The organism is Microbulbifer sp. CNSA002 (assembly GCF_047324085.1).
Taxonomy (GTDB): Bacteria; Pseudomonadota; Gammaproteobacteria; order Pseudomonadales; family Cellvibrionaceae; genus Microbulbifer.
In genome coordinates this window covers 3,272,816-3,292,591 of the sequence record NZ_CP172449.1, presented here as the reverse complement: position 1 = coordinate 3,292,591, position 19,776 = coordinate 3,272,816, and the positions used below count along the sequence as shown (strand labels likewise).

The 19,776-nt window shown below is 52.0% G+C and carries 13 protein-coding genes; 6 read left to right on the top strand and 7 right to left on the bottom strand.

Going from position 1 to position 19,776, the window contains the following annotated elements:
* Positions 1-10 precede the first annotated feature (10 nt).
* The 3 genes from gmd to ACG1BZ_RS14595 all read left to right on the top strand — a co-directional run bounded on the left by gmd (position 11) and on the right by ACG1BZ_RS14595 (position 2,938).
* The gene (gmd, locus tag ACG1BZ_RS14605; RefSeq protein ID WP_413662449.1) at positions 11-1,126 is read left to right on the top strand and encodes a GDP-mannose 4,6-dehydratase; all 1,116 of its coding nucleotides are present in this window, start codon (positions 11-13) and stop codon (positions 1,124-1,126) included.
* A gap of 45 nt (positions 1,127-1,171) precedes the next feature.
* Positions 1,172-2,086 (top strand): GDP-L-fucose synthase family protein, encoded by a 915-nt coding sequence (locus ACG1BZ_RS14600; protein ID WP_413665877.1) that lies wholly within the window; start codon positions 1,172-1,174, stop codon positions 2,084-2,086.
* Between the two features lie 81 nt (positions 2,087-2,167).
* Positions 2,168-2,938, top strand: coding sequence for a glycosyltransferase family 2 protein (locus ACG1BZ_RS14595; protein WP_413662448.1), 771 nt, complete (start codon positions 2,168-2,170; stop codon positions 2,936-2,938).
* Positions 2,939-2,976: 38 nt separating this feature from the next.
* Here the strand turns inward: ACG1BZ_RS14595 and ACG1BZ_RS14590 are convergent, their stop codons facing one another.
* From ACG1BZ_RS14590 to ACG1BZ_RS14565, 6 genes are all read right to left on the bottom strand, one after another.
* Positions 2,977-4,746, bottom strand: a complete 1,770-nt coding sequence (locus ACG1BZ_RS14590) for a BatD family protein (protein WP_413662447.1) — start codon at positions 4,744-4,746, stop codon at positions 2,977-2,979.
* Positions 4,740-6,623, bottom strand: a complete 1,884-nt coding sequence (locus ACG1BZ_RS14585) for a VWA domain-containing protein (protein WP_413665876.1) — start codon at positions 6,621-6,623, stop codon at positions 4,740-4,742. The genes ACG1BZ_RS14590 and ACG1BZ_RS14585 overlap by 7 nt, the downstream gene beginning before the upstream one ends.
* A gap of 2 nt (positions 6,624-6,625) precedes the next feature.
* Positions 6,626-7,666 carry a vWA domain-containing protein gene (locus tag ACG1BZ_RS14580; RefSeq protein ID WP_282932302.1) on the bottom strand — a complete coding sequence of 347 codons (1,041 nt, stop codon included), beginning with the start codon at positions 7,664-7,666 and terminating at the stop codon, positions 6,626-6,628.
* Positions 7,659-8,204, bottom strand: a complete 546-nt coding sequence (locus ACG1BZ_RS14575; protein ID WP_413662446.1) for a DUF4381 domain-containing protein — start codon at positions 8,202-8,204, stop codon at positions 7,659-7,661. The genes ACG1BZ_RS14580 and ACG1BZ_RS14575 overlap by 8 nt, the downstream gene beginning before the upstream one ends.
* A gap of 127 nt (positions 8,205-8,331) precedes the next feature.
* A complete protein-coding gene (locus ACG1BZ_RS14570) occupies positions 8,332-9,309 on the bottom strand; it encodes a DUF58 domain-containing protein (protein WP_413662445.1) in 978 nt (325 codons plus the stop codon).
* Positions 9,309-10,280, bottom strand: a complete 972-nt coding sequence (locus ACG1BZ_RS14565; protein WP_282932305.1) for an AAA family ATPase — start codon at positions 10,278-10,280, stop codon at positions 9,309-9,311. The genes ACG1BZ_RS14570 and ACG1BZ_RS14565 overlap by 1 nt, the downstream gene beginning before the upstream one ends.
* Positions 10,281-10,595: 315 nt before the next feature.
* Between ACG1BZ_RS14565 and ACG1BZ_RS14560 the strand changes: the two genes are divergently transcribed.
* Positions 10,596-15,485, top strand: a complete 4,890-nt coding sequence (locus ACG1BZ_RS14560) for an NAD-glutamate dehydrogenase (RefSeq protein ID WP_413665875.1) — start codon at positions 10,596-10,598, stop codon at positions 15,483-15,485.
* Between the two features lie 104 nt (positions 15,486-15,589).
* Positions 15,590-16,627: a quinone-dependent dihydroorotate dehydrogenase gene (locus tag ACG1BZ_RS14555; protein ID WP_413662444.1), complete on the top strand. Its 1,038-nt coding sequence runs from the start codon at positions 15,590-15,592 to the stop codon at positions 16,625-16,627.
* A gap of 63 nt (positions 16,628-16,690) precedes the next feature.
* Here ACG1BZ_RS14555 and rmf read toward each other — a convergent pair whose 3' ends face one another.
* Complete coding sequence (rmf, locus tag ACG1BZ_RS14550) at positions 16,691-16,942, bottom strand: ribosome modulation factor (protein WP_108733677.1); 252 nt, start codon at positions 16,940-16,942, stop codon at positions 16,691-16,693.
* Positions 16,943-17,376: 434 nt separating this feature from the next.
* On the opposite strand from rmf, the gene rlmKL reads away from it, so the two are divergent.
* Positions 17,377-19,575: a bifunctional 23S rRNA (guanine(2069)-N(7))-methyltransferase RlmK/23S rRNA (guanine(2445)-N(2))-methyltransferase RlmL gene (rlmKL, locus tag ACG1BZ_RS14545; protein ID WP_413662443.1), complete on the top strand. Its 2,199-nt coding sequence runs from the start codon at positions 17,377-17,379 to the stop codon at positions 19,573-19,575.
* Positions 19,576-19,776: the final 201 nt, after the last annotated feature.

The following is a 19,776-nucleotide window of genomic DNA, read 5'->3' as shown; positions in this document are numbered from 1 at the left end:
AGGCTGAGACATGAAAAAAGCATTAATAACCGGTGTAACAGGCCAGGATGGCTCTTATTTAGCTGAATTCTTATTGGCGAAAGGGTACGAGGTTCATGGGGTTAAAAGAAGGTCCTCTTCATTTAATACGAGCCGCATAGATCACTTGTACCAAGGGCCGCAAGATGATAATAGAAGGTTTTTTCTTCACTATGGAGACCTTACTGATACGAATAATTTGACCCGAATTCTTCAGGAGGTGCGGCCTGATGAAATCTATAATTTGGGTGCTCAGTCACATGTTGCGGTCAGTTTTGAATGCCCTGAATATACTGCAAATGTGAACGGGCTTGGAACCCTCAGAATACTAGAGGGGATGCGTCTTCTGGGGTTGGATAAAACCAGATTTTACCAAGCCTCAACATCGGAGCTTTATGGTGCTGCCAAAGCTTCCCCTCAGAATGAAAACACTCCTTTTTACCCTCGCTCTCCATACTCAATTGCAAAATTGTTTGCTTATTGGACTGTGGTCAATTTCCGCGAGGCCTATGGCTTATATGCTTGCAATGGAATCTTATTTAATCACGAGTCATCACGACGTGGTGAAACTTTTGTTACTCGAAAGATAAGCCGGGGTTTGGCAAATGTTGCCCAAGGTTTAGAGCGGTGCCTGTATTTGGGGGAGCTGAATGCGCTGAGGGACTGGGGCCATGCTAGAGACTATGTTGAAATGCAATGGTTGATGTTGCAGCAAGAAAGTCCTAGGGATTTTATCATCTCTACAGGGCTGCAATACTCCGTTCGAGATTTTGTTCGTAATTGTGCTCAAGAGTTGGGGATAGCGATAGAGTTTCATGGAGAGGGGCAGAAAGAGGTAGGTGTTGTTGCTTCAATTGTGGGAGAAGATGCTCCAGCAGTTAAGTGTGGAGATGTAATTGTTAAAGTGGACTCTCGTTATTTTCGCCCCGCAGAGGTGGTGTCACTAGTAGGTGACGCCTCATTGGCGCGGCAAGAGCTGGGGTGGGCACCTAAAAAAACCTTGAAAGATTTAGTTGGGGAGATGGTTAAGTATGATTTGAGGGAAGCGAAGCGGAATTTGTTGTTGGCTGGGAATGGTTATCGCACTGAGCCTATTTTTGAGGAGTAGTTAGTGAAATACTCCCAGAGAGTTTTTGTCGCAGGTCATCGGGGCATGGTTGGTTCGGCATTAATTCGGAGGCTGAGACCGGTAAAAAACTGTGAGGTCATTACTTGCCCTCGAGATTCGCTGGACTTGACAGATGCTAATGCTGTTTCTGATTTTTTTAATTCGGAATCGATTGATACTGTTTATTTGGCTGCGGCAAAGGTGGGGGGCATATTGGCGAATAGCAAACTCCCAGCTGATTTTATTTACCAGAATCTGATGATTCAGTGCAATGTAATTCATCAGGCTCACAAGGCTGATATCCAAAATTTGCTGTTTATTGGGTCGTCTTGTATTTATCCAAGGAATTCCCCCCAGCCGATACGGGAGCGGGACCTGCTTGGTGGCAGGTTGGAGCCGACTAACGAGCCTTATGCTATTGCCAAGATTGCCGGAATTAAGTTGTGCGAGTCCTACTCAAGGCAGTATGGACGTAACTATCGCAGTGTTATGCCGACAAACCTTTATGGTCCACATGACAACTTTGACTCTGCAAATTCACACGTTATCCCTGCATTAATATATCGTTTCCATAAGGCCAAAAATGAAGGGCTGCAGAATGTCAGGATTTGGGGGAGTGGTGATGTTCGACGAGAATTTCTGTATGTAGAGGATCTGGTTGATGCGTTGGTGTTTGTAATGGGTTTGGAAGATCGAGTATATCGATCCGTGACAGAGCCTATGTGCTCCCACCTAAATGTGGGTACTGGGGTGGATTGCACTGTCAAGGAGCTGGCTTATTTAATCGCCGAGATCACTGGGTTTGAGGGAAGTATTACATTTGACAGGTCAATGCCTGATGGTGTGCCGCGGAAGTTGCTAGACACCTCAAAGCTATCGAAGTTGGGGTGGGATTCCCAGACTTCCTTGGGGGTAGGGTTAAAGAAAACGTACGACTGGTATAGAAGTATTTTACGTTGATCGAATGTCAGATATTGTAATTTGTACTAGAGTTCTCAAGAGAGGTTTTACTTTTCACGAAACGACAACTTGAGACTTTTTGTGATAAAAATAAGCCTGATAACGGTTTGTCTAAATAGTGCTGACACCATTCGCGACACAATACTATCCGTGTTGGCTCAAGATTATGTAAATATTGAGCATATAATTATTGATGGTGGCTCTACTGATGGCACGCTAGAGATAATATCTGAGTTTAAAGACCAAGTCGCGGCAGTTGTGTCTGAAAAAGACTCGGGTATTTATGATGCTATGAATAAAGGCATATGCCTAGCGTCTGGCGATATAGTCGGCACTATTAACTCTGATGATGTCTATTCTGATAATCGTGTAATTTCAAATGTTGTTAATGAATTTTTGGTTTCGGGAGCCCAATCTGTCTATGCAGATCTGGAGATTGTGGCTCGCAATAACTTAAGCCAAAGAGTGCGTTTTTATGGCTCCAGTAAATTTAGGGTATCTAAATTTCGCTGGGGCTGGATGCCACCCCACCCTACATTTTTTGTACGGCGTGACTGTTATAAAAAGCTAGGTTTATATAAAACCAACTACCGTGTTGCAGCAGATTTTGAATTGCTAGCTCGTTTTCTTCATCGGGATAAAATCAGCTTCAGGCGCTTGCCAAAGTGTATTGTGAAAATGCGTGAAGGGGGTGTTAGTTCCCAGGGCGTTTGGGGGCGGATTCATCAAAATCTGGAAATTGTTAGGGCTTGCAAAGAAAATCATATCTACACAAACTTTTTTCTAATTCTATTTAAAGTACCTCTTAAATTGCTCGAATACACAGGAATTGGCCTTACCCACAGGCGGTGAAGGCCAACCTTTCCCTGTTTTATGTGAAGTGGCTCCTGTTAAGAGAACAGTGAGGGCAGGGCGCTATCCGTTTCACTGGGTTCACTTTCAGGTTTCGCGTTCAGTAGTAAGTCGATTATTGCTTTCACCTTATTGATGTCCAAAGGGCTAGCCGGTGACTTGTAAATAGCGGCGTCCAGAACTGCTTGGAGCTGATCCAGCTCATGGATGTTCAGTTGCCTCGCGGTCTCAGCCAGGCTCTTCCCATTTACTTGCGGCCACTTTGCAGCAAGCCACTTTAAAGTGGCTTGCTGGATATGGATGGGGTTCTCACTCTCCAGAGCTTTTTTAAGGGCACGGGTTTCACGTTGTAAGTCGGGAGCCTGGGCGTGGTTGCTCGGTATTTGCTGGGCCGGTTTGCGCCTCTGAAAGAAAAAGTACAGCACCCACAGTAAGTGAGAGGCAATCGCGATAATAGCCAGGTTGCGCCAAAAATGGCTCACAGTACCGACTTGTTCGGTGGGTGTAGCTGACTGAGGTACTTTAGCACTGGTTTCACTGTCGCTGGTTACTGCAGCAGCAGTACCGGAAACTGAGAAGCGGAATGCCGGTAGTTGAGTGGTGCGTTGTCGTTGGCTTTTTGTATCCCACCAGGTCACAGTGACGGGAGGAAGCTCGTAGTCCCCGGGTTGTGTAGCCACAATCGCGGTTGTCTCAATACGGCTTCCGGTAACGCCGTTGGGCCCAACCTGGTCTTCTTGTTGCGGTTGATCGGGGTAAGTTTTAAGGCCATCCACGTTGAGTTTGGGAAGTGGGGGCAACTGTGCGGCTCTGAGCCCTTCGGCACGTACGGTAAGAATTCGGGTAATAGGTTCGCCTACGGCAAAGGTGTCCGGGTCCTGGCTCCAGCTTTGAACAATGCCGAGACTGGCAGCGGGCAGCCATTGGCTGCCAGAGTAGTCAGCGGGTTTTGGCAGTACTTCAATAGACTTCTCCTGGGAGCGAAGTCGAAGCCTTTGGCTGTTGCGATTAAATAGGGAGAAGGGATCCCTGCGCCCAGCGATGGCCACGTAGGTTAGTGCGGGGATGCTGAGCTTGCCTGAGCTATCAGGGAAAACGGCGTAGGTAACTTCGTAAACCGCATGGCTCACGTCATTGAGCTTGCGCTCATATCGCTGCTCATCGACTTTTTCTGCATGAGCGCCGGCAACCTTGAGAGGCTCTGTTGCGATATCGTGTAAGCCGATAGTGGTGTACAGGCGAATTTTTACCAGCAGTTGCTCTTGGACATAGACCTTTTCCTTGTCGAGTGTTACTTCCAGAAAAGCCTGCTTTTCACCGCCGTTAGGTCCACTTTGCGCCTCGGTGACTGTGACGGGAACCGCATCGGAAACCTCTCCTTGATAGTTAAAAGAGGGGATAAACAGTTTGCCTTCCCGTTTGGGGGCTAGCGCCAGTACCCACTCGACAAAACTCTCTGCACGACCATTGATAACGCGATACTGGTTGGACTGTTGGCGCGAGAGAATATCGAAATCCTGTTCCAACAAGTCAAAGTCCGGTTGTCCACCACTTTTGTCTCCTGAATAGCGCACACGTAAATTGACGGTCTCATCAATTCCAATCTTATCCCTATCGACCGTTGCGCTGAGATCGCTTGCTAAAACCGGTGTCGACAAACAAAGTGCTATTGCAAGAAGTAGCAAAGCGAAGGTGTGGCTGAGTGGGAGGCTCCAAAGTTTTATTCGGTTGTTAATGATTGCGTCCATAGGCATTTTTGAAATCAGTGTCCTTGAATCCAGCGACATTGTTCTACTGTTCTTTACCATCTTTGTGTCGCCCCATTTTCCGGTGGCTCCCACTCTCCGCTGCGATAGGCACGGCGCCTTTGCAGGCTCTCGTATTTGAACTTCTCGCGCATCAGGCCGGCTGGATCATCGGGAATTTGACGGAGCCATTGGTCCAGGGCTTGTTGGGTTTCCTGGTCGAGAGGGCTTTCTTCAGCGCCAGTAGGTTGCGATTCCCCTTGCGGCGGCTGTTCTTCACCCTGTTGTTCGCCTTGCTGTTGTTGTTCGCTCTCCTGCTCTTCCTGGCCCTTTTCTTGGGAGCCCTGCTGCTCCTCACCTTGGGGCTGTTGCTCAGAGGGCTCTGATGAACCAGAGGGCTGTTGATTATTGCCCTGTTGTTGCTGCTCGCTGGACTGCTGTTCGTTGTTCTCAGCTTGCTGCTCTTGGTTTTGCTGTTGTTCCTGGCTCTGCTGCTGGTCTTGCTGGTTCTGTTCCTGCTCGCTTTGCTGCTGTTCACCGGACTGCTGTTGGGATTGCTGCTGTTTTTCTTGCAGCTCTTTCAGCTTTTCAGCAATTTCTCGATTGTGCTCGGCATCGGCAAACTCGGGCTGCTTTTGCAGGGCTTCATCGTAAGCCTCGATAGCTTTATCGTAGTCCCCCTGTTGCACCAGGCTGTTGCCAAGATTGTACAAGCTCTGTGAATTATTACGTTGGGCGAAATTCTCCTGGGCCTCTGCGTAATTGCCTGCGCGATAGTTGGCAGTGCCTTTCCATTCGGGGTTGTGAAATTCTTGCGCGGCCTCTGCCGGCTGTCCCTCTTCCAGTAGGCGCTGGCCCTGCTGGTCTTTGCGTTGCCATAAATCCTGCCACTCAATAGCCTGGCTTTCACTTGAAATTCCAGTTAGTAGTAGTAAGGGCAGGGCGCATGCCAGAGCTCCCCGACGGAAGAGTAGGGCTGCAAAAGGTAGTATTAAAAGGAGTAATAGCGGCCCTTCATCCCGCCATTGGTCGAACTCTCTTTCAGTGAGCTGCGCTTGTTGCGGGCTGTCAGTTTGAGGCAGTAAATAGTCGATATCGCTGTCATTTACCGTAATTTTGGCAAAACGCCCTCCGCTGGACTGGGCGAGCTGGCGAAGCTCACTGGCATCGAAATTGGAGATGACGATGGCCCCTTTACTATCAGTCACAAATCCACCGGTATTCCCCCGTGGGATGGGGCTGCCCTCGCCGCTGCCCACGGCGAGTATGCTCATCTCAACTTTTGCGTTGGACAGAGCTTTGGTGACCTCATCGGCGGCCATTGAGTCTATGCCGTCGGTAACGGCAAGTAATTGTCCGCGTCCTGCGGCTCCATCCTTTAACAGGCGAATCCCGGTATCGACGGCCATTTCGATATTGCTGCCGGGGACTGGCATGATTGAGGGCGATAACGCGGGTACCAGATTGGCGATAGTAGCCGTGTCCTCGGTAAGAGGGGTGACGACATGGGCTTCTCCAGCATAGGCGACGAGTGCGGTGAGGCCGTCTTTTCTCTGGCGCAAAATATCCAAAATTTTAAGGCGGGCGCGGGTTAGTCGATTGGGTGATAGATCTGTCGCCATCATGGACGGTGACAAGTCTAGCAGTATGACCAGGGCATCCTGGTTGCTGTACACTGGGGTTGGCAGCTTGCGCCAGGCAGGGCCGGCCAGAGCGATAATCATCGCGACCAGCAGCGCAAATATTAATGCGAATAACCAGGGTCTTTTACTGCCACCGCGCAGTAGAAGGTGGGGCAGCAGATCTGGGTCTATGACCTTTTGCAATTGAGCGCTGTTGAGCACCATCTTTGCCAATCCCCAACAGAGTAGTGCTGCGGGAATTAGCAGCCACAGAACCCCAGGGCGCAGGAAGTGGAAGGATTGGATTAGGTCGAGCATATTCACTGGGCTTGACCTCCATTGTTACGACTTATCTCTTCTCGTCTGGCAGGGAGCTGAAAATTGCTCGCCAGGGGAATCAAGGCCCAAATTCCAGCCAGTAGTAGGGCGATACTAAGGGGCCAGGTGAACAGGGACTTCATGGGGCGGTAACTTTCCGCTTCTTGTTCGACAGGCTCTAACTTATCCAGTTCGGCATAGATTTCTGCCAGCTCCTGCGGGTTGTGGGCGCGGAAATAGCGGCCCCCGGTTTTATCGGCGATTTCCTTGAGTGTCTTGCTGTCGAGGTCTCGCGAAGGGTTAATTCTGCGGCTGCCAAAACGGCTCCCCAGAAGACCGGGTTGAACCATTTCGTCGGCACCTACACCGATGGTGTAAACCGTAATACCCGCTTGTTGTGCCAGTTCGGCAGCTTTGAGAGGGGAGACTTCCCCCGCAGTGTTGGCGCCATCGGTGAGGAGTATCAGCACGCGTTGCTCTGCGGGGCGTTGGGTCAGGCGTTTGACCGATAGCCCAATGGCATCGCCGATGGCAGTTCCTTGTCCAGCAAAGCCGATCTGGGCCTCTTTTAGTAGAGTTTCTACCGTCTCCCTATCGTAAGTGAGTGGGGCTTGCAGGTAGGCGCGAGTCCCAAACAGTACCAACCCCAAACGGTCACCTTTACGCCGTTCAACAAAGTCACCAACCACCTGTTTTACTGCATTGATACGCATCGCCGGTCGGCCATTAATTACCATATCGGGCGTTTCCATGCTGCCTGAAATATCTACGGCAATAAGGAGATCCCTTGCGCTGCTGGGTTGAGATATCGGCTCCCCATACCACCGGGGACGGGCTGCGGCGCTGATTAAAAGCAGCCAGATCAGAATCAGCAAAAAGAGATTGAGCAGATTGCTTTGTTCGCCGCCGCCGCGTTGGGATAGCTCAGAATAAAATGGCACCTTCAGGGCGCTGCTCATGGGTTTGGAGCGGGGTAGCAGCCAGCGAGCGAGTAGCGGGAGTGGGGCTAAAAAGAAAACCCATGGCCAGGCGAATTCAAACATGTGCGGCCTCCCCGCCCTGGTGTTGCGGGCTGCTTTTGGTGGGTTGTCCATGCTGCTTCACCCACAAAATGGCATATTCCTGTAGCGCTCGGTTTTTGTCTGGGTCACAGCTGCCACGATAGAGGTTTTCGACGAGTGCTTGTTGCGCATCAGAGGGGCACTCGAGTGGGGCTGACTTTTTCAGGAATTCGACCCATGCTGTGCCGATAAGATTGCCGCACTCTGTGCGACTGTATGTTGTAACTGCCACTCGCTTAAGTATTTCATTAATTTCTGGAACTGCATCCAGCTCCTCAGTATTTACTGCGGCGAGCAGTGAGGCTGCTTCGACACGATAGCGATTGCGTTCAATTTTTTTGCGCCGCTGCCGCCACCATAGGGCAGCGGCGGCCACACAGACAAGAATTAATACGGCCAACATCCACCAGCCTGGAGCGGGTGGCCACCAATTAACCGCATTGGGCTCTTGTATATCGCGGAGTTGCGATAACAGTTCCTGGGCCTCGGGCGAAGGCGCTTGCGGTGTTGGGGATTGCATTTGTTTTGCCAGAAGACTTCCTTTTATCACGACTGGCCCTCAATTAAATTGCCAGTGCGTTTTGCCTTCGCTCCTTGGTTCGCCAAAACACTGGCGACTAGCTTTTTCTGCACTTTCAAACTCATTACTACTTGGGCCTTCTCGTATTTTGCCAGCCATTATTTCTTTGCCGCGAGCCGTAGACGGACATCAGTGCTGGAATAAGCGGTTGGGTGTTATCAAAGTCCAGCAGCGGCAGCCGATAACGCCGGCACAGTTGTTCAACCTCGGCGCGGGCGCGGGCTTGCTTTTCGGCAAAATGTTCGTGTACCGGCCTGTTGCCGGCATGAAGGAATGTGCGCTGGCGACCGTCAGATATGGTGAGGGATTGGCCGGGCAGATGTTGCTCCAGCGGGTCCGATACCCTCAGTACCTGCAGGTCGGCATGGCGGGATAAAAGATAGAGTGGCTGTGAGCAGCTCTCGTCGAGATCGTGACAATCACTGATTAAAAAGAGCGCACTACCGGGACGTGCGATTCTTCGCGCTTCCTCCAGCAATGTTTTCAGTGTTTGGCTGCCCTGTTCGGGGATGGGGCTGCTCAGTTCCGCAGCGCGGGCAACCGTACTGTGAATCATCGAAAGTACGGCGTGGTGGCTGCGGCGCGGACGCACTGTGTCTATTTCCCGGTCGGAGAAAAGCAATGCCCCGATCCGATCGCTGTGCTGTAAACCAGCCCAACCCAGCGCTGCCGCAATGCCGCTGGCCGTCACCGATTTAAATGCCCTTTGGCTGCCAAAAAACATCGGCGAGCGCAAATCCAACAGGATAACTACCGGGCGTTCGCGCTCCTCTTGGTAAAGTTTGGTGTGGGTTTGGCCGGTTCGAGCTGTTACGCGCCAGTCAATGGAGCGTACATCATCGCCGGCCTGGTAGTTCCGCACTTCCTCAAAATTCATGCCGCGGCCGCGGTAGCGAGTGAGCAGGCTGCCGGCCTGATCACTGCGGGCCAGGCGCGGTTTGAATAATTGCAACTGCCGTGCGGCGTAGCGCATTTGTACCAACGGCGTTACTTCGGGATAAGCCCCGCGCAGTTCGAGCTCAGTTGGGGATGCTTCAGCGGACATCAGATCGCAGGCACCTGTTGAAGTAATCGCTCAATTACCTGGTCGGTAGTAATTCCCGCCGCTTCGGCCTCAAAACTCAACAGGAGTCGGTGGCGTAAAATATCGGGGGCGACATTCATCACATCATCTGGGGTGACGTAGTCGCGCCCAGCGAGCCAGGCGTGAGCGCGCGCGCAGCGATCCAATGCAATTGTTGCTCTCGGACTTGCACCAAAATCTAGCCATGACGCCAGCTCGCTGTCATACTTCGCCGGCTCGCGAGTAGCAATGACAAGTTGGACAGTATAGGTTTCCACGGCCTCAACCATCTGCATTTCCAGAATTTGGTTGCGCGCCTGAAGAATGGTTTCTTGGCTGATAATTTCAGTGGGGCGATTTTCGCCAAGGCTAGCCTCGGATCTGGCCAGGCGCAGGATTTTTGCTTCCGCCTCCGCATTGGGATAGGCAAGATTTACCTGCATTAGGAATCTATCTAATTGTGCCTCTGGCAGAGGATAAGTCCCTTCCTGCTCAATAGGGTTTTGGGTAGCCATTACCAAAAATAACTGGGGAAGGGGATAAGTTTTTCGGCCGACACTGATCTGCCGTTCTGCCATAGCTTCGAGCAGCGCCGACTGAACTTTGGCTGGCGCACGGTTAATCTCATCGGCCAGTATCAGGTTGTGAAACACTGGACCTGGTTGAAAATGGAACTCTCCGGTTTCCGGCCGGTAAATGTCGGTGCCGGTAATATCCGCCGGAAGCAGATCTGGCGTAAATTGAACGCGATGGAAGTCACCCTCAATAGCTTCGCCCAGTGTTTTAATGGCCTTGGTTTTGGCCAGGCCTGGCGCTCCCTCCACCAAAAGGTGGCCATCGGCCAGCATGGCGATCAGCAATCGGTTAACCAATCTCTCTTGACCGATAATCTGCTCTTCCAACCAATCGCCCAAAGCGGCGATATGATCCCTAATAGTCTGGTTTGCTTCCATAGTATCTCTTCTTCTGAGAATTTAGCCGCCGCACGGACCTGGCTGGCTTTCTACCATCTATATATAGTCGCCGCCGAGAAGGTGGCGACTGATGATTTTAGCGGCACCAAATGAAGAGGCAACTCCTGAGACGTAGGCCTCTGCCGAGCCGACTAGATTCTGAGGTGGAATGGACTTCTCCTCACTGTCTGACTGAAAGTGTAATTTTTAGGACTCGACCCTGCAGCTGCGTATGGGCTGAGATGATGACCTTTTCGGATCTACAGTGTTTGGATTCGATGTGACAAAAATGAGATTGGGAGGTTCCCCGTGAATATGGCGACGGTTATTACCGACAGCCGTGAAGAATTAGTTGCGCAGATTTGCGAGCTGATTCGTGACAAGCTGACCAGCGAAGCCGAACCCGTTGTGGCTTTTGCCCAGCAGTTCCTCAATCAGTACCCATTAGAGGATCTGGCCGGTCGTCGTCTTGTTGACGTCTATGGCTGCATATACACCTGGTGGAACTTTATTCAACAGCGCCCGGGCGGCCTACCCAAGGTGAAGGTTTTTAACCCCCGCCTCGAAGACGATGGTTGGGAGTGCTCGCATACGGTCATTGGCGTGCTGCAGCGGGATATGCCATTTCTGGTGGACTCCATTCGCATGGAGATCAATCGCCGAAATACAGTGACTCATTCGATAAAGAGTACGGTAGTTCGAGTCGAACGCGATGCCAAGGGGAAACTGACTCGCCTGTTGCCGCCAGAGGAAGAGTTACTGGGTGAAAAGCCGCAGGCAAAAGGGAAGCGCATCACGAACGAAGCGATGATTTATGTCGAGATTAATCACGACACTTCATCTGAGTTCGCTTCAGGCATGATGACTGGCTTAAAAGACGTACTCGGCGATGTGGAGCTGGTAGTGGACGACTATGTCCCGATGCTGGAAACCTGCAGCGCAATGGAGGGACAGTTACAGGCGGGACTTCCAGACGAAGACACCAACCTATTGGAAGCTAGTGCATTTTTACAGTGGATGCGCGATGGTAACTTCACCTTCCTGGGATATCGCGAATACGAGTTCAGTGTTGTCGGGGATAAAAAAATCCTCAATGAAGTTGAAGACCGCAGGCTCGGTATTTTCAAAAAGCTGGAAGAGGCTGCGCCGATGCTGGAAACCTCTTTTAGTGAGGGGAAGCAGCGTTTCTACCAAGGGCCCAATTACCTGACATTTGCCAAGTCCTCCGTTAAGTCCCGGGTGCACCGCACGGCCTATTCGGACTACGTGATGATTAAGCGCTACAACACCGAGGGTGAGGTGATTGGTGAAGCGGCGTTTATGGGGCTTTATACCTCGCCGGTTTACACCGAGAGCCCAGCGAAAATTCCGATTATTCGCCGCAAGATGGCCTCGATCATCGAGTCTAGCGGTCTCTCCGGACAGGGGCATGATGGCAAAGCCCTGCGCCGGATTCTCGATACCTTCCCAAGGGATGAACTTTTCCAGGGCAGCACCAAAGAGCTGTTTGACGTGGTAATGGGTGTGCTGCAGTTAAATGAGCGGGCTCACCTTCGTCTGTTTATGCGTCGCGACCCCTTTGGTAAATTTGTTACTGCCACGGTATACGTTCCCCGTGAGCTGTTTAACAGTGATGTGCGCGAGGTGATTTGCGCGCATATTGCCAAAGCGATTAATGCGAAGGACTCGGACTTCACCACTTTCTTCTCCGAATCCATTCTCGCGCGGGTTCATTTTGTTTTCCGCGTGTCCCCCGATGAGCCTGTTGATTTTGATGTCGCGCTGCTGGAGGCGCAAATTGTGGATATTACCCGCTCCTGGGAAGATGTTTTCCAAAGATCACTAATTGAAAATAGCGGGGAAGAAGAGGGCAGTCGTCTCTATCGTACTTTTGGCCGCGCCTTCCCGGCGGGGTACCGTGAAGACTTTGAGCCTCGTATTGCGGTGCAGGATGTAGCAGCCGTTCAGAGCCTCAGTGAAGATAACCGGGTAGCAATGAGTTTCTACCAGCCGGTGGGGGCCGCTCAGGGCAGCCTGCGGTTCAAGGTATTCAACTGGGGCAGCGGCCTGACGCTCTCCGACGTGATTCCCGTGCTGGAAAATCTGGGCTTGCGGGTTATTGGTGAATTCCCCTATACGATTCGCCCCCGTGGCTATACCGATGTGTGGATGCACGAATTCCATCTGGAATTTGGTCTGCCCACCAAAATTGATGCGCAGGCATCCCGTGGCCTGTTCCAGGATGCGTTCGCGGCGATCTGGAATCATACGGCGGAAAGCGATGCCTTCAATCGCCTGGTGCTGGCCGCCCGCCTTAACTGGCGCGAAGTATCCATGCTTCGTGCCTACGCCCGTTACCTGAAACAAACCAAGTCTGGTGCCAGCCAGAGCTATATTGCCGCTACCCTGGCCAGCCACGTGGATATCACCCGCAACCTGGTAGCCTTGTTTAGGGCGATGTTCGATCCCCGTTTAAGCACTGGTAAGCAGGAGCAGCCCCGTGTCGAGCGCTTGATCGCTAAAATTCACGATGGTTTGGATACGGTTGATAACCTGAATGAAGATTTGGTTCTGCGCCGTTATTTGGAATTAATCCTGGCGACCCTGCGCACTAACTTCTTCCAGGTGGATGATGAAGGGCAGCCCAAGGATTATATTTCGATCAAATTCAGTCCCCGGGATATTCCCGGCATTCCCGAACCCCGCCCGGAGTTTGAGATTTTTGTTTACTCCCCTCGTGTGGAAGGTGTGCACTTGCGCGGCAGTAAAGTCGCTCGCGGCGGCCTGCGTTGGTCTGACCGACTGGAAGATTTCCGCACAGAAGTTCTGGGCCTGGTAAAAGCCCAAGCGGTGAAAAATGCGGTTATTGTACCCAGTGGTGCAAAAGGTGGATTTGTTGTTCGACGCCCGCCTACCGATGGCAGTCGCGAAGCCATGATGGAAGAGGGAATCTCCTGCTACAAAACCTTTATTCGCGGCCTTTTGGATATCACTGACAATCTGAAAGACGGCGAAGTTGTACCACCCAAATATGTTGTTCGCCGGGATGAGGATGACCCCTACCTGGTAGTGGCTGCGGATAAGGGGACGGCGACTTTCTCAGATATTGCCAACGACATTGCCGGGGAGTATGGCTTCTGGATGGGCGACGCTTTCGCCTCCGGTGGCAGCCAGGGATACGACCATAAGAAAATGGGTATTACAGCCCGTGGAGCCTGGGTATCGGTGCAGCGCCACTTCCGTGAGATGGGGGTGGATGTCCAGAAAGAAAACTTCTCTGTTGTCGGCATTGGCGATATGGGTGGAGATGTTTTTGGTAACGGCATGTTGCTGTCTGAGCATATCTGCCTGAAAGCGGCCTTTAACCACCTGCATATTTTTGTGGACCCCAATCCGGATGCAGAATCCAGCTATAAAGAGCGCCAGCGTTTGTTCGCGTTGCCCCGGTCGAGCTGGAGAGATTACGAGCGCAAATTAATTTCCAAAGGTGGTGGTATCTTTGAGCGTCGCGCCAAGGCCATTGCTATTACGCCTGAAATGAAAGAAGCGTTTGATATCAAACAGGATCAACTGAACCCCAACGAGCTGATTAGTGCCTTGCTCAGAGCGCCGGTGGATCTGATCTGGAATGGCGGTATTGGCACTTATGTTAAGGCTACTACCGAGACGGACTCCGAAGTTGGTGATAAGTCCAACGATCACTTGCGCGTTGATGGCCGGGAGTTGCGTGCCAAAGTCTTTGGCGAGGGCGGCAACCTGGGTATGACCCAGCGTGGACGTATTGAGTTTGCTCTCAATGGCGGGCGTTGTAACACCGACTTTATCGATAATGCGGCTGGTGTGGATTGTTCTGACCACGAGGTAAATATCAAGATCCTTCTGGATAAAGTCGTTGCCCAGGGTGATTTGACGGAAAAGCAGCGCAATGAGCTGCTGGATGGGATGACCGATGCTGTCGGTGAATTGGTGCTGCACAATAACTATGAGCAGACTTTTGCCCTCAGTGTGGCGGAATATCAGGTTGCCAAGCGCCTGGATGAGTACCGCAGAACCATCAACACTTTGGAAGACGACGGCCGATTGAACCGCGCGCTGGAGTTTATTCCTGATAACGAGCAGATTTCTGAACGCGAGCACAAAGGGCAGTCCCTGACCCGCCCTGAATTATCGGTTCTAATTTCATACGTGAAGGTCAAGTTGAAAGAAGAGCTGCAAAATGCACAAATCACCGACAATGAGCGGGTGCGTTTTGCGGTTGAGTCTGCATTCCCGGAAAAATTGGTCGAGCGTTATCGCGACCAAGTCTATGACCATCCGCTGTTGCGCCAGATCGTGGCTACCCAGGTCGCCAATGAGATGGTTAACAGTATGGGTATCACCTTCTACAACCGTATCGGTACAGCTACTGGCGCCGATGTGAATGATGTAACTGCTGCTTACGTCAGCGCTCGCGATGTGTACGAGATGCACGACTTCCAGGAGCAGCTGGCTGCGCTGGACTACAAGGTGCCAGCGGAGCTGCAAACGGAACTGCTGAACTCGATGATAGGCCGTGTGCGCCGGGCAACCCGGTGGTTCCTGCGCAATCGCCGCAATGAGTTGGAGCCAGCTACCAACTGCGAGCTGTTCCAGGAGCCGGTACAGCGGGTTATTACAGCGTTGCCGCAGGTCTTGAGTGGCGAGCCCCTTAACGAATGGGAGCAGCGCTACCAGAAACTCCTGGAAGCAGGGGTACCAGAGGCCCTGGCCCTGCTGTCGGCGTCGCCCACCTACCTCTACTCGGCACTGGGTATTTCCGAGTCGGCGCGAGCTAGCGATACTCCCGTAGAGGAAGTTGCCACGGTTTACTTCAGGCTGTCGGATGAGTTGAACCTGCATTGGTTTGGCAATCTGATCGTCGATTTGCCGGTAGACAGCTTCTGGCAGGCGCAGGCCCGGGAGACCAGTATGGATGACCTGGACAGCCAGTTGTCGACACTGGCGGTGAACATCCTCCGCTTGGGCAAGGCTGAAAATCTTGATGTAGAGGGTGCAATGTCCCGCTGGAGCGCTATCATGGCGCCCGCAATTCAACGCTGGCACAATATGATTGCCGAGTTGAAGTCTACTTCTGTCGGTGACTTTGCCATGTTCACTGTGGCTTTGCGCGAGCTAATGTATCTCGCCCACGCCACTGCGGACCGGGAAACCCTGGCAGAACAGTAGCGGAATAGAGCCCAGGGGCCGCTCAAAGGTCCCTGTAGTATCGTCATCACAAGATAGAGCCCTTCGTTTTTCTGAAGGGTTCGCCTCCCCACGTAAGGAAAGGTATGTATTCAACACTGCGTAAAGCCTTGTTTGCGCTTGACCCTGAGCGGGCCCACCATTTGTCGATTGATGCCATTGGCGCTGCAGAGCGTCTCGGTTTGATGTCCCTGTACAAAAAGTCGGTGCCGGATGATCCGGTCGAGTTGATGGGGCTCACTCTACCCAACCCAGTTGGTTTGGCCGCTGGTCTGGATAAGAATGCGCAGGCCTTCAATGGTTTCGGAGCCCTGGGTTTTGGATTCGTTGAAGTAGGCACCGTGACACCGCGCCCCCAACCTGGCAATCCGCTGCCAAGGCTGTTTAGGGTGGAAGAGGCCGATGCGATTATTAACCGTATGGGTTTTAACAACCTCGGTGTTGACTACCTGATTGAACGAGTGAAAAAGCGCCGTTATAGCGGTGTCTTGGGGATCAATGTAGGTAAGAACTTTGATACTCCAGTGGAAAAGGCCGCCGATGACTACTGCCTGTGTATGGAGAAGGTGTACCGCTACGCCGACTACATCACTGCCAACGTTTCCTCTCCCAATACCAAAGGGCTACGTGACCTCCAGTTTGGTGACAGTCTCAATCGCTTGCTGGGCAGCATCAAAGACAAGCAGATGGAGCTGGCTCAAAAGAGTGATCGCTACGTCCCTGTCGCTGTCAAGATTGCCCCGGATATGGAAGGCGATGCGGTGGCGCAGATAGCTGAGGCGCTGTGTGAGTACGATATCGACGGCGTGATCGCTACCAATACGACGATCGATAAGTCTTCAGTCGCCAAGCTGCCCCATGGTAGCGAAGAGGGCGGTTTGAGCGGAAAACCCCTGAGAGCTCAATCCACCAAGGTCATCGAGCTGTTATCGAAAGAGTTGAGCAAGCAGATCCCGATTATTGGGGTTGGCGGTATTTTTGATGGTGACAGTGCGGCTGAAAAGATTCGTGCTGGGGCGACTGCCGTACAGATGTATACCGGTTTTATCTATCGGGGGCCTGAATTGATTCGTGAGGCGGCAGAGGCAATTGCTTTGGAGCGTCGCCGAACAGAGCAAGGGTAAGCTGTATCAGTTGCTGATTGCTAGGAAAAGGGGGGCTTTTGACGATAAGCCCCCTTGCCATCGCTAAATGGTACTCCACCCGTCAGGGTATTGGATGTCGGTAGAAACGGCGCCATAAATTTCCAGTTTTTGCGCCTTGGTCACTCTGTCGAAGCCATTCCAGTAATCTTCCCGCCCCTCACGCCAACCATTGATCCACTCCTGATGAGGATCCTCTTCGACAAATGGGCAGCTATCCATAGACTTGTTGTTCAGGGCTGCCAAATAGCCCTTGTAAAATGCCCTGTCGGCGTGATTTCGTTTTTGGCGTTTCATCGTATACGGCACCTCTACTTTGTCGGTCTGTGGACAGTTTGTCGGCAGGTTCGCAAACGGCTCTATTTGGGGGTGTCTCTCAATGAATTTTAGTGAAGGAAATAAGTCTTTGAACGGACCGACCCAATCCACCTTATTAGTAAGAGTAAAGTGGCTGCGTGGGAATCGGAAAACATCTCTAGTTGACAGTATGACTTATGGGGCAGGTAGTAATTAACGGCAGGGCGTATTCTCTTCTGCCACAAAATGGGATAATCGTCCTCTTTTGGGCAAGGCGATAATGCTCAATTTCCCTAGTTGGGGGCGGTAAAGGTTTTGCCTCCAAGTTTTATTTGTGCGTACTGGCGGCGCAGACGTTGCCGGCAGCTTTAAGTGGGCGGTCTTTATTGGCGCACAAAACTTCCTCCACAGGAGGAGCTTAATGAGTAAGTATTTTGACAGATTTACAAACTGAAGAATTTGAGTTTACGGCTACGTGTCCCAAGGGAATAGAGGGACTGCTCGCTAATGAATTACGCGACCTGGGTGCAGGGTCTGTAAGGGAGCAGCCGGCGGCAGTGTATTTTTCCGGCTCCCTGAAGCTGGCTTACCGCTGCTGTCTGTGGAGTCGCTTGGCAAACCGCATTATGTTGCGTTTGGCGCAGGTGCATGTAGCCACCGCTGAAGACCTCTACCAAGCAGTTGCCGAGCAACCCTGGGAACTCCACATTCGCCCCTCGGGCAAACTGTGGATGCAATTCTCTGGGACCAATCGAGAGATCCGCAATAGTCAGTTCGGTGCTCAAAAAGCAAAAGATGCCATTGTCGACCGCCTTCGCCGCCAGTCGGGAGCCCGTCCAAGTATTGATAAACATCATCCAGATTTGACGGTTGCCCTGCGCTTGCATCGGGATAAGTTGGATATCGCCATCGATCTAAGCGGTGACAGCTTGCATCGCCGTGGCTACCGAACCCATATCGGTGCAGCCCCACTGAAAGAGAACCTTGCGGCAGCACTGTTGCTGCGAGCCGGCTGGCCAAAGATTGCTGAGCAGGGTGGAGCCTTGCTCGACCCGATGTGTGGCTCGGGCACTATTCTGGTGGAGGCGGCGATGATCGCTGCGGATATGGCACCGGGATTAATGCGGGATAGCTTTGGTTTTGAGCGCTGGCTGAACCATCAAAGCGATATTTGGAACGAGCTTCGCGAAGAGGCATTGCAGCGTCAAGGCGTTGGCCTGGCGCGCGAACTGCCAGAGATTCGCGGTTACGATGCCGATGCGAAAGTCTTGTTTGCGGCTGAGGCTAATATTGCCCGGGCCGGTCTGGAGCGCCAGGTGCGAGTGAGTTGCCGCCCAGTAGCAGGGTTTAGGGTACCGAGCCATAGAGAAGTCAAAGCGGGATTGGTTTTGACAAACCCGCCCTACGGTGAGCGCTTGGGTGAGCAGGAAGCTCTGCGGGAGACCTATTTTGAACTGGGGCGGCAGTTAAAGGCGGAGTTCCCGGGCTGGTTGGTCGGTGTGTTTACCGGCAATCCGGAACTGGGTTATGCCACCGGTTTACGCTCTCACAAGCAGTACCAGCTATACAATGGCAGTATCCCCAGTCAGTTGCTGATGTTTGAGGTTCGTGCGCAAAGTGGGGCGGCGGCGAGTGAAGCTGCTGGGCCGAAGTTGTCACCCCAGGCGGAGATGGTAGCAAATCGCTTGCGCAAAAATCTGCGCACTACGGGTAAATGGGCCGCGAGGAGTGGCGTGGATTGTTACCGCCTCTACGATGCGGACTTGCCTGAGTATGCTGCGGCGATCGATATCTATAAAACCCTAGATGGCGCCGTGTACGCGCATTTGCAGGAGTATCGTCCGCCGGCCACTATCGAGGAAGAGAAGGCTCGGGGGCGCTTGCGCGATTTGTTAAGGGCCCTTCAGTCCGTGCTCGAATTGCCTCGCGCGAATATCAGTATTAAAGAACGCCGTCGCCACAGCCACAAGGGCGGAGGTAAGGGTGGCAGTCAGTACCAGAAGCAGACGGAATCCAGAAAGGAGCTCTGGGTTGGGGAGTATGGTGCTGAGTTGGCGGTAGATCTGTGGAGCTACCTGGATACAGGGCTTTTCCTCGATCATCGCCCGGTGCGCAAATATCTACGAGAGATTTCTGCCGGTAAAACATTCCTAAACCTTTTCTGCTATACAGCCAGTGCGACGGTCCAAGCGGCTCTGGGTGGTTGCAAGCAAAGCACTAGTGTCGATATGTCGCGAACCTATCAAAACTGGGCGGGACAAAATTTCCGTGCTAATAACATGGATCCTTATCGCCATCAGTTGGTCGAGGCCGATTGTTTACAGTGGCTTGAATCTGCTCAACAGAACAGGAAAGGCCATTACGATTTAATATTCATGGACCCCCCGAGTTTCTCCAATTCCGCGAAGATGAGCGGGGTATTAGATATTCAGAGGGACCACGGGAAATTGATTCGTCAGTGTATGTCCCTGTTGTCGCCTCAAGGTCGCTTGGTGTTTTCCAACAACTTGCGCAGCTTTAAGATGGACGAGGACGTTTCCAGTGAATATTCGGTAGAGAAGCTGAACCTTTTGGATAAGGACTTTCAGCGCAACCCAAAAATTCACAATGTTTGGGAGCTCCGGCTGAAGTAGGGTGGTACTAACGCTTTAGTGATTTATGGCCGGCTTGATTTAATAGCCGGCCTAAGATACCTAAGGTCTAATAGGTTTTGACCATTGAAATTGAGGGATTTTACAAGCTGGAGGTAAATCGCCGTCCAGTGTCAATTTACTTGTAATTCAATTCTAGGTTAATTTGGGCCAGCGGCTTTCAGCTAGAACTTTGCATAAATA

Bases quoted from the DNA above. Each gene is read 5' to 3' on its own strand.
- gmd (WP_413662449.1), top strand. From the start codon at position 11: ATGAAAAAAGCATTAATAACCGGTGTAACAGGCCAGGATGGCTCTTAT.
- ACG1BZ_RS14600 (WP_413665877.1), top strand. From the start codon at position 1,172: ATGGTTGGTTCGGCATTAATTCGGAGGCTGAGACCGGTAAAAAACTGT.
- ACG1BZ_RS14590 (WP_413662447.1), bottom strand. From the start codon at position 4,746: ATGGTAAAGAACAGTAGAACAATGTCGCTGGATTCAAGGACACTGATT.
- ACG1BZ_RS14585 (WP_413665876.1), bottom strand. From the start codon at position 6,623: ATGCTCGACCTAATCCAATCCTTCCACTTCCTGCGCCCTGGGGTTCTG.
- ACG1BZ_RS14580 (WP_282932302.1), bottom strand. From the start codon at position 7,666: ATGTTTGAATTCGCCTGGCCATGGGTTTTCTTTTTAGCCCCACTCCCG.
- ACG1BZ_RS14575 (WP_413662446.1), bottom strand. From the start codon at position 8,204: ATGCAATCCCCAACACCGCAAGCGCCTTCGCCCGAGGCCCAGGAACTG.
- ACG1BZ_RS14570 (WP_413662445.1), bottom strand. From the start codon at position 9,309: ATGTCCGCTGAAGCATCCCCAACTGAGCTCGAACTGCGCGGGGCTTAT.
- ACG1BZ_RS14565 (WP_282932305.1), bottom strand. From the start codon at position 10,280: ATGGAAGCAAACCAGACTATTAGGGATCATATCGCCGCTTTGGGCGAT.
- ACG1BZ_RS14560 (WP_413665875.1), top strand. From the start codon at position 10,596: ATGGCGACGGTTATTACCGACAGCCGTGAAGAATTAGTTGCGCAGATT.
- ACG1BZ_RS14555 (WP_413662444.1), top strand. From the start codon at position 15,590: ATGTATTCAACACTGCGTAAAGCCTTGTTTGCGCTTGACCCTGAGCGG.
- rmf (WP_108733677.1), bottom strand. From the start codon at position 16,942: ATGAAACGCCAAAAACGAAATCACGCCGACAGGGCATTTTACAAGGGC.